Origin of the sequence: Streptococcus agalactiae ATCC 13813 (genome assembly GCF_000186445.1) — a bacterium.
Lineage (GTDB): Bacteria > Bacillota > Bacilli > Lactobacillales > Streptococcaceae > Streptococcus > Streptococcus agalactiae.
Genome location: NZ_GL636070.1, coordinates 1,484,540 through 1,490,366, shown reverse-complemented (window position 1 = coordinate 1,490,366; position 5,827 = coordinate 1,484,540). Strand labels below are relative to the sequence as shown.

Annotated in this window: 3 protein-coding genes and 3 pseudogenes; 5 read left to right on the top strand and 1 reads right to left on the bottom strand. The window is 32.7% G+C overall.

All coding sequences use genetic code 11. The annotated features are described in order from the left end of the window. Nucleotides 1-1,133: 1,133 nt before the first annotated feature. Nucleotides 1,134-1,448, bottom strand: a pseudogene (locus HMPREF9171_RS1000000114125) (transposase); the annotation flags it as partial. On the opposite strand from HMPREF9171_RS1000000114125, the gene HMPREF9171_RS106260 reads away from it, so the two are divergent. From HMPREF9171_RS106260 to HMPREF9171_RS01000000112980, 5 genes and pseudogenes are all read left to right on the top strand, one after another. Continuing rightward, nucleotides 1,398-1,667, top strand: a complete 270-nt coding sequence (locus HMPREF9171_RS106260) for a hypothetical protein (protein WP_000254084.1) — start codon at nt 1,398-1,400, stop codon at nt 1,665-1,667. The pseudogene HMPREF9171_RS1000000114125 and the gene HMPREF9171_RS106260 overlap by 51 nt on opposite strands. A 60-nt stretch (nt 1,668-1,727) precedes the next feature. Continuing rightward, nucleotides 1,728-2,879, top strand: a complete 1,152-nt coding sequence (locus tag HMPREF9171_RS106265; protein ID WP_000251783.1) for a serine hydrolase domain-containing protein — start codon at nt 1,728-1,730, stop codon at nt 2,877-2,879. Nucleotides 2,880-3,081: 202 nt separating this feature from the next. Continuing rightward, nucleotides 3,082-4,073: pseudogene (locus HMPREF9171_RS01000000112985) on the top strand (ABC transporter ATP-binding protein). Between the two features lie 2 nt (nt 4,074-4,075). Continuing rightward, a complete protein-coding gene (locus tag HMPREF9171_RS106270; protein WP_001080093.1) occupies nt 4,076-4,894 on the top strand; it encodes an ABC transporter permease in 819 nt (272 codons plus the stop codon). A 1-nt stretch (nt 4,895) separates the two neighbouring features. Then, nucleotides 4,896-5,681: pseudogene (locus tag HMPREF9171_RS01000000112980) on the top strand (ABC transporter permease). Nucleotides 5,682-5,827 lie beyond the last annotated feature (146 nt).

Sequence of the window (5,827 nt, the reverse complement as noted above, 5' to 3'; positions counted from 1 at the left end):
AGTTATTGATTACCTTATTATTACATACTAAAGGTTTAATCATTGATATGTAAGAAGTAAGTCAGTTAACCGATCTTTCTATTCTAAAACTTATATTGTTGCTTTAGAAATTTTAAAGAGCGTGGATGGCTTCATAATAAACAGAAATCTTACCAATTTGCGAAGCCAAAAAATATGATATTTGAAGAGTCCAAAGATCTAATAGATAGTCCAGTTAGAGAAGCGTTGATTATAAGTGATAAGGATTTTCAAAAATTAAAACAAGAGCTATTATTTTAACCGACTTATTTTAAAGACTTATCATATCTAGGCTTGCTTGATGATTCGGAAAAATACGGAGACTATACTATTTCAAGGAAAAGATACAAAAGTTTCGAATCAAGTCTTCAACTATACATCCTTCAAAGTCATCGGCTAGAGATTTGGAATTATGAACCAATCCCTTTGATTACTAGAAAAATAAATAGCTTGGAGAGGCTAACGTGACACTGGTTGATCCAATCTCGCTTTATTTAACACTAAGAATGATGAAGACCCTCGTATTGAAGAAGAAGTTGAGCAGCTAGAAGATAAGATTTTGAGAATATAATCGTTTTTTCGTGCTACACTAACTTGTCAGGGTTGCAACAGACAAAAAAATAATTTAGGAGGGATTCGTTATGCGTACAAAGTATATAGGATATGAAATTGTTTTAAGGGGTGGTTATTAATATGGATAAGAAAAAGGTTGTTTCAACTATCGTATCTACAGGGTTTCTTATAGTTTCAATATCAAATTTTTTTAGAGAGCTATCACCTATACTTTTTCTCTTGAATATTATTGGATTTTTCTGCTTCCTATTATTATTTTCTGCCAACATAAATAAATTGTTCTTAAAACGATAGCCGTTATATAGGATATGGTATGTATGCATTTGGTGAAATTATAGGTAAAACGAATGGAATAGTACTTACTCCTCAAAGCTATCGTGAGAGATATAAAAGGATATCGAGGAGTCACTAGATAGTTGGATCTCATTGAAAAAATTTGTTTAAAGTATCTCATATAAGCATAAAACGAGGAATCAATCAAAATTTCTTGATTGATTCCTTGTTTTTTGGCTCTTTGTCAACTGTAGTGGGTTGATGAAAAATTATATTCTGGAGAAAACCAAATTGGTTTTCTCCTTTTTGATATTCAAAGTGATATGAATTCTCTTTTTAAAATATTCAAAGTTTCTAAAGCTAAATGTTTGTGCTTGATGATTTTGATGAGATTATTGGTTGCTCAAGTTTGGTGTTTGAATAAGGCGATTCAAGGACATTGATAACCTTATCTCTGTCTTTAAAAAATGTCCTAAAAACAGTTTAAAAGATTGGAGTGACACTAGAGAAAGTGTTTTAAACAGGGTAAAGAAATGGTGAGCTTGCTTCTCTTGAAAGTAAAGCAGGAGGAGTTGATAGAGTTTCATAATGTTTTTTATAGAGAAGCGATATCTTCTTATCTTGAAACAGAAAATTTTGAGAAGGCTAAAGTGACTGAAGAGAATTACCAAGTTTTTTTAGGAATCCGTACTTATCAGAAGAGTTATAACTATCAAGATCATAGTGAGAATCTAAAAGAAAATATTGAGGTAGCAATGATAGGAGTTGAAAATAATATTAGCGACGAACATATTTTTTGCTAGAATATATAAAATGTCTTTGAAATAATTTAGCCCTGTGTTATGATATTAAGGAGGTTATTTATGGTACGTAAATTTTTAAAATCGCTCCTATCTCTTTTTCTTATAGCAGTAATCGCCACCGGTATTTCAGTGGCATGTTTCTTTTTTATTCCAGAAAATAAAGGGAATATTACACCGATTTTATTGCATCGCTTTATGCGAAAAAATAATGTTAATGGAATGATGATTGTTAGCGATAATACTGGTAAACCGATTACCATCTCGCATGGGATTAACCGTGGGGAAGTTGAAACGGATATTGAAAATAATAAATTATTTCCAATGGCTTCTCTCCAAAAACTCATGACAGGAATTATTATCCAAAGATTAATTGATCAAGATGTCTTGAGTGAAGACGACCGATTGTCTCAGTTCTTTCCCCAAGTAAAAGGTAGTAATAGTATTACCATCCACCAATTGTTGACCCATACGAGTGGGTTAAGAGAAAAAGGTGTTAAGGTGTCTCCTTATCTAAAAAATGAGAGAGAACAATTACAATTTTGCTTAAAACACTATAACTTTGTTAATAAGAAATCGTGGTATTATTCTAATATCAACTTTAGTTTCCTAACAGGTATAGCCACTCAAGTTACGGGAAGGACCTACGCTGAACTTGTTGATGATGTGATAAAAAATCCTTTGCGATTAGATGCTACCCAAAGTTACCAATCAGTTGTTAATCATGACTTAGTTAGCCCAATGCGAAAGAACGGCAAGTTAAATAAAATTAATATCTTTAATCAAGTATCCACAGCATATGGAGCTGGAGATTTTTTCACAACTCCGCTGAACTTTTGGGTGTTGATGCGGTCTTTTTCTAAAGGGTACTTTTTCCCAACGGATGAATATACCAAACATCAAAATGATGCGATATCACATTATTATGGTGGACTTTACATGCATGGTCGTATAGTTAATTCTAATGGGGCCTTTTTCCAGTATTCAAGTTTTGGTTATGCAGATCTAAAGACGCATGATACAATGGTGCTTTTTATGAATAATAAAGTCTATAGTGATGCTAGTCACGTGGCACCAAAAGCATTTGAATATTATCAAAAATTTATGTTCCTTAATAAGATTTTCCACTTAGTCTTTTACTTTGTATTTTCTTTCCTTTTAATGCTTTTAATACGTCATTCGTTTAGGAAAAGAAGGTATAAGAAACGTCACTAAATCACATGAATATATAATTTGAAGGCTAAGTTGGCCTTCTTTTTTATTCAAGATTAAGCAGTAACATCAATCAAGAAAGCGCTTGCGTTAAATTTTTAATCGTGCTATAATAAATAGCTTTTAATCATTATTATAGTTTAATAATCTAACTGTTGAGCTGATTTAAGCTATAAAAATACTGTTGAGTAAAAGAGGGATTAATATGTCAATGATTGAAGTTTCTCACCTTCAGAAAAATTTTATAAAAACCGTTAAAGCACCAGGGTTAAAAGGAGCATTTCAATCATTTCTTCGTCCTGAAAAACACACCTTTGAAGCTGTTAAAGATTTAACATTTGATGTGCCTAAAGGACAAATTTTGGGATTTATTGGAGCGAACGGTGCAGGAAAATCTACAACAATTAAAATGTTAACTGGGATTTTAAAACCAACTTCGGGCTTTTGCCGTATTGATGGCAAATTGCCACAAGAAAACCGACAAAATTATGTTAAGGATATTGGAGTCGTTTTTGGGTAACGTACGCAGTTATGGTGGGATTTAGCTCTACAAGAAACCTATACAGTGTTAAAAGAAATTTATGACGTTCCTGATAAAGAATTTCGCAAACGCATGGCTTTTTTAAATGAGGTTTTGGAATTAAATGACTTCATAAAGGATCCTGTTAGAACTTTGTCTCTCGGACAGCGTATGAGAGCGGATATCGCAGCTTCTTTATTACATAACCCAAAGGTTCTTTTCTTAGATGAACCAACCATTGGCTTGGATGTTTCAGTGAAAGATAATATCCGACGTGCAATCACACAAATTAATCAAGAAGAAGAGACAACGATTTTACTAACAACACATGACCTCAGTGATATTGAACAACTTTGTCCTCGTATTTTTATGATTGATAGAGGACAAGAAATATTTGATGGCACAGTTTCTCAGCTAAAGAGACATTTGGAAAGATGAAAACTCTTTCTTTTGATTTGCGTCCAGGACAAGAGCATATCAGCTCTAGTTTAATTGGAAAGTCGGAGATTAATATTAAACGTAATGACTTAGTTTTAGATATTCAGTATGATAGTTCTCGCTACCAAACTGCTGACATAATTCAGCAGACATTAGCTGATTTTTCTGTACATGACCTTAAAATGACAGATGCGGATATTGAAGATATCATTCGTCGCTTCTATCGAAAGGAGCTATAAGGATGAACAGAATTTGGAGACGTTACAAACCTTTTATTAGTACAGGAATCCAAGGCTTAATCACATATCGTGTTGATTTCATCCTTTATAGGATAGGTGATGTGATAGGAGCATTTGTTGCATTTTATCTATGGAAAGCAGTTTTCGATTCCTCAAGTCAATCCTTAATCCAAGGTTTTCAGCTGTCAGAAATGATTCTCTATATTATTATGAGTTTTGTGACTAATTTATTAACGAGAACTGATAGTTCATTTATGATAGGTGACGAAGTAAAAGACGGTTCAATTATTATGCGACTCTTACGTCCAGTTCACTTTGCTGCTTCCTACCTTTTCATGGAGATTGGTTCTAGATGGCTCATCTTTTTAAGTATAGGGGGTGCCGTTTTTGCTTGTTATTACGGGGATAGCCTCTTCTTGGGGACTGATTTGATTCAAGCTATAGTGTTAGTGGTATTTTATATTATTAGCATTATTTTAGCTTTTTTGATTAACTTCTTTTTTAATATTTGTTTTGGCTTCTCGGCATTTGTTTTTAAAAATTTATGGGGGTCAAACCTGTTAAAAAATTCGTTAGTCGCATTTATGTCGGGGAGCTTGATTCCTCTTACTTTTTTTCCGAAAATCGTTGCTGATATTTTAGGATTTTTACCATTTTCATCTTTAATTTACACACCAGTAATGATTATTATTGGTAAATATGATGGTAGTCAAATTATGCAAGCCTTACTTTTACAAATATTTTGGCTAATAGTAATGGTAGCTTTATCTCAATTAATATGGAAAAAAGTACAGTCGCATATCACTATCCAAGGAGGTTGAGATGACAAAATATCAGCGCATGCACTTTATTTTTATTAAACAATACATGAAGCAAATCATGGAGTATAAAATAGACTTTTTTGTAGGCGTTTTAGGAGTATTTTTAACACAAGGGCTAAATCTTTTATTTCTGAATGTTCTTTTTCAACATATTCCTTCTTTAGAAGGAAGGACTTTTCAGCAAATAGCTTTTATTTATGGTTTTTCTCTCCTCCCAAAAGGAATTGATCACCTTTTCTTTGATAATTTGTGGGCTCTTGGTCAAAGGCTTATTTGAAAAGGAGAATTTGATAAGTATTTAACCAGGCCTATCAGTCCTTTATTCCATGTCTTAGTTGAAACCTTTCAAGTAGATGCATTGGGGGAGTTATTGGTTGGTCTTATTCTGTTATCTACCACAGTATCTAGTATAAGCTGGACCGTGCCAAAAGTATTATTATTTATATTTATTATCCCCTTTGCAACTTTGATTTATACCTCCTTGAAGATTGCTACGTCAAGTATCGCTTTTTGGACTAAACAATCTGGTGCTGTTATCTATATTTTTTATATGTTTAATGACTTTGCTAAGTATCCTGTCGCAATATATAATAATCTATTGCGTTGGATCATTAGTTTTGTCATTCCATTTGCTTTTACAGCTTATTATCCCGCTGCTTACTTCTTACAAGATAGAAATGTCTATTTTAATATTGGTGGGGTTATCTTGATTTTCTTGATTTCTTTTATGGTATCACTAATACTTTGGCATAAAGGAGTAGAAGTATATGAGAGTGCGGGTTCTTGATTAGTAAGGCAAGCCATTAATTTTTTTGAGTGTTTAGAAGTTTTAGGCTTACTAACTTAGCTTTGTTAGTGATGATATACTCCCCTTATAGTGTCTAGTGAATTTTTGTTTTTTTACTGTCCACTATAAGGGGAGTATATCAGGTT

Excerpts from the sequence above, each read along its gene's own strand:
- HMPREF9171_RS106265 (WP_000251783.1), top strand. The coding sequence starts at position 1,728 with ATGGTACGTAAATTTTTAAAATCGCTCCTATCTCTTTTTCTTATAGCA.
- HMPREF9171_RS106260 (WP_000254084.1), top strand. The coding sequence starts at position 1,398 with ATGGTGAGCTTGCTTCTCTTGAAAGTAAAGCAGGAGGAGTTGATAGAG.
- HMPREF9171_RS106270 (WP_001080093.1), top strand. The coding sequence starts at position 4,076 with ATGAACAGAATTTGGAGACGTTACAAACCTTTTATTAGTACAGGAATC.